This is a genomic window from Micromonospora yasonensis (assembly GCF_026013475.1).
GTDB classification, from domain to species: Bacteria; Actinomycetota; Actinomycetes; order Mycobacteriales; family Micromonosporaceae; genus Micromonospora; species Micromonospora yasonensis.
Window position 1 is genome coordinate 1 of the sequence record NZ_JAPDPH010000376.1, and the last position, 3,679, is coordinate 3,679.

The 3,679-nt window shown below is 75.5% G+C and carries 3 protein-coding genes and 1 pseudogene; all 4 read right to left on the reverse strand.

Annotation, left to right across the window (positions count from 1 at the left end; translation table 11 throughout):
• The coding region (locus ONA70_RS35240; RefSeq protein ID WP_265010808.1) for an MFS transporter at positions 1–714 on the reverse strand (714 nt) is incomplete at its 3' end.
• 213 nt (positions 715–927) lie between these two features.
• Positions 928–1,857 carry a mechanosensitive ion channel family protein gene (locus ONA70_RS35245; RefSeq protein WP_265010809.1) on the reverse strand — a complete coding sequence of 310 codons (930 nt, stop codon included), beginning with the start codon at positions 1,855–1,857 and terminating at the stop codon, positions 928–930.
• 72 nt (positions 1,858–1,929) lie between these two features.
• Positions 1,930–2,976: a hypothetical protein gene (locus ONA70_RS35250; protein WP_265010810.1), complete on the reverse strand. Its 1,047-nt coding sequence runs from the start codon at positions 2,974–2,976 to the stop codon at positions 1,930–1,932.
• 53 nt (positions 2,977–3,029) lie between these two features.
• A pseudogene (locus tag ONA70_RS35255) lies at positions 3,030–3,679 on the reverse strand (serine/threonine-protein kinase); the annotation flags it as partial.

A 3,679-nucleotide genomic window follows, 5' to 3' on the forward strand; every position in this document is an offset into this window, starting at 1 on the left:
CAGCGCCGCCCGTACCGCGCGGTCGGCCCGGGCCTCGGCCAGGCCGGCGCGCAGGCTGGCCAGCCACCCGGGCTCGTCGTCCCCGTCCGCCGGCCGGTCACCGGGCCCGGCCGGCTCGGGCCGGTCAACCGCCGCCGGGTGCTCCGGAAACCGGGCCGCGACGGCGGCGGCGAGCAGACCCGCCGCGATGCTGGCCGCGCCCACCGCGTGGTAACCGCCGGCGGCGAAGACCGGTCCGGCCACCGCGCCGGAAGCCGCCGCCGCGAGCACCTCGGCGGTGCGGGCCCGGCCGGTGAGGCGGGCGTACCGGTCGGCGGCGCCGAGCCGGTCGAGTTCGGTGAAGACCAGCGCCTCCAGGGCACCGGAGCGCAGTGCTCCGCCGGCGCCCCAGAGCACGAACCCGACGGCGAACGCCGGGTAGGACGGCGCCAGCACCCAGAGGGCGAAGGCGACCGCGGGCAGCAGCGGGGCCAGGACGAGCAGCAGCCGCCGGGACACCGCGTCGGCCCAGGCGCCGGAGGGCACCTCCAGCAGGATGCCGGTGGCGGACCAGATGACGAACAGCGAGGAGATCTGCCCGACCGACAGCCCGGTGTCGGCGAACAGCAGCACGTACAGCGGGTAGAGCAGGACGAAGTCGGTGAGGAACGCGTACCCGTAGAGCGTCGCCGCCAGTCGGCGGGTCGCGGGTACGCGCGCAGGGATGATGATCATGAGGCCTTCCCACGGGGGCGAAACGGACACCGGACGTACGGCGTCCGCGGCGGCCCGCGGCTTCGGCCTCTAGGACAGGATCAACATCGCCAGGTCATGCGCCGATGCTATCGGGCATCGGCCGGATGTGCGGCCCCTCGACCCTGGCCCTTCCTCGTCGATGCGAAACCGGGGCGGGCCCGCACGGGCCCGCCCCGGTGGTGATGCCGACGGTCAGCGGCGGAACTTCTCCGCGTCCGCCCGCGGGATGACCATCGTGGCGTCGCTGTCCGTCGCCCGCTCGGCATCGGCCTGGCGCGGCGTCGTCGGCTGGGTGCGCTCCGGGTCGGCGTACGGGGCGACCGGCTGGGTGCGGTCGGCCTCGGTGTCCCGGGCGACCGGCTGGGTCAGCTCGGCCTCGGCATACGGGTTGGCCGGCTCGCTCAGCCGCGCCTCGACGTCCCGCCGGCCGGCCTGGTACGCCCGGGCGTGGGTGGCGATGGTGCTCGACTCCTCCTCGGCGCGGGCCAGCCAGTTCTCCCAGCGGCTCTGCATCGGGCGGACCAGGCCGCCGCCGACCCCGACGACCAGGATGCCGCCGACGGTGGCCAGCACCGCGATGAGCACCGGGGTGGTCACCGTGGTGGCCACGCCGATCTGGTTGAGCGCGGCGATGATGCCGAGGCCGAGGATGAACACCGAAGCGAGGTTGGCCAGGATCCGGCCGTAGGACAGGCCGCCGAGGGCGCTGGAGATGATGTCCTTGACCGCCTTCGCGATGGCCGCCGCCACCACCACGATGACGATGGCGACAAAGGCCCGGGGCAGCCAGGCGACCACGCCGGCGATCAGGTCGGAGATCGGGTTCGGGCCCCAGATCCCGAAGGCGAGCTGGAGAGTGACCAGCAGCACCGCGTAGTAGACCAGCTTGGCCACGATGTCGCTGGCGTCGTAGCGGGAGCGGGCCAGGGCGTTCTTGATGCCGCCCCGCTCGACAGCCCGGTCGAAGTGCACCCGCTCCAGGACCTTGTCCACGATCTTCAGTACGGCCTTGGCGATCAGCCAGCCGACCACCAGGATCGCCACGAAGGCGACCGCTTTGGGCAGGAACAGCATCACCGAGCGGAACGCGTCGCCCACCGCGTTCCCGAAGTTGTCTTTCATCGAAGGGCCTCCACGCACAGGTCAGGTCGGTCCGTTTCGGACGTACCCGACGCGGGCGGCGGGGAAACCCGGTCAGCCCCGCCGGCAATGGTAGGCGACCCGCGTACCGGCCTGCACCGGCGACGGTTCGACGATGTTGACGGTGGCGGTCCCAGTGGTGGCGCCGACGCCGCTGAACGTCCACTTGAGGGTGAGGGTGGCGGTCCGCTGGCCCCGACCGACCCGCTCGGTGAGCAGGCCGCCGGGCGGCGCGTCCGAGCGGAACCACTGGTAGCGGATCACCCCGCTCCTGCCGTTCGTGCGTACGGTGGCGACCACGTTCACGGTGACGTCGCAGCGGTTTCCGGCCGACTGCGGCACGGCCACGGTGACCCCCTCCACCTCGAGCGGGCTGAGCCGCTCCCACAGGTAGAGCCCGACCACCGCGACCAGCGCGAGGGTCAGCAGGGTGGAGAGCACCGAGACGACCCGGCGCCGCAGCGGGCGCGGGCGGCGGGCCGGGGCCGCGGCCGGCCAGGCGGGGGCACCCGGCGGGGTCGCCGGCACGCCGGGCCCGAAGCGCACCTCGCCGCCGGGCGCGGGCTGGCCGGCGCCGCCCGCCGTCCGCGCCTGCGCCGTGCCCCCGAGGTACGCGCCGGTCGTCCCGCGATAGGCGGAGTTGGTCGGCCCGGTCGGGGCGGGGCCGGTCCCGGTGGGCCCGCCATAGGTGGAGGTGGCCGGCCCGGTGGTGGTGGCGGGCGGGCCGAAGTGGGTGGTGGCGACGTCCGCCGAGCCGAAGCTGACGGTCCGGTCGGTCGCACCGGCGTGCACCGTCCGGTCGGGCCCACCCAGGCGCACCGTGGCGTCGGGCGGGCCCAGGTGCACGGTCGCGTCCGGGGCGCCGAGGTGCAGGGTCCGGTCCGGCCCGGCCAGGTGCGCCGTCCGCTCGGGCGGGCCGAGGTGCACCGTCTGATCCGGCGGGGCCGGGTGTCCGGCCCGGTCGGGCAGGCCGAGGGGGGCGGTGGCATCGGCCGCGCCGAGCGCCACGGTGCGGTCGAGGTCGGTGGTCGCCCCCGGGTCGGTGACCGGCGGCATCGCCTGGGTCGGCAGCGCCTCGGTGGGCTCCTCCGGCCGGCTCACGCGAGCCGTCCCCGGGACGCGGTGACGAGGTGGGCAGTGGGCACGGGTGCTCCTCAGCCGGGGGTGCAGTAGTTGTAGAGGGTCACGTACACCGTCGCGGAGGTGGTGGTGTTGCCGGCGGCGTCGGCGGCGGTGACCTGGATGGGGATGCGGGTGCTCTGCTTCGGCGTCGGCAGCGGCCCGAGGGTGCCCTGGAAGCCGCCCTGCCCGACCGGGCTCATCGGGACGGTCGAGGTGACGGTCTCCAGGGTGTAGCGGAAGTTGACCGTCAGCGCGGCCGGGCCGCCGCGGTCATCGGTGACGGTGGCCGCGACGGTGCCGGTCTGGTAGCCGTAGGGGCAGCCCTTCGGCTCCAGCTGCCCCGGGTTGGCGCTGACGCCGTTGATGGTCGGGGCGATGACGTCGGGCGGGGGCGGCGGCGCGGTGCTGGTCGGCGGCGGGGGCGTGCTGGTGCGTACCGGTGGGCGGATCGGGGTGGCCGAGCGGGACCGACCGGGCGTGGCGGTCGGGGTCGCCGACGGCGTGGGCGTACCCGACGCGGTCGGGGTGGGCGTCGGGACCTCGGTCGGGGTGGCCTCCGCAGTGCCGGTGGTGGCCGGATCGATGCCGGCCGGGCCGCTGGCGACCGCCGGGTCGTCGTGGGTGGCGTAGCGGTAGCCGGCGCCGCCGGCCAGCAGGGCCGTGACCAGGGCGCCGCCGACCA

Excerpts from the sequence above, each read along its gene's own strand:
- ONA70_RS35245 (WP_265010809.1), bottom strand. The coding sequence starts at position 1,857 with ATGAAAGACAACTTCGGGAACGCGGTGGGCGACGCGTTCCGCTCGGTG.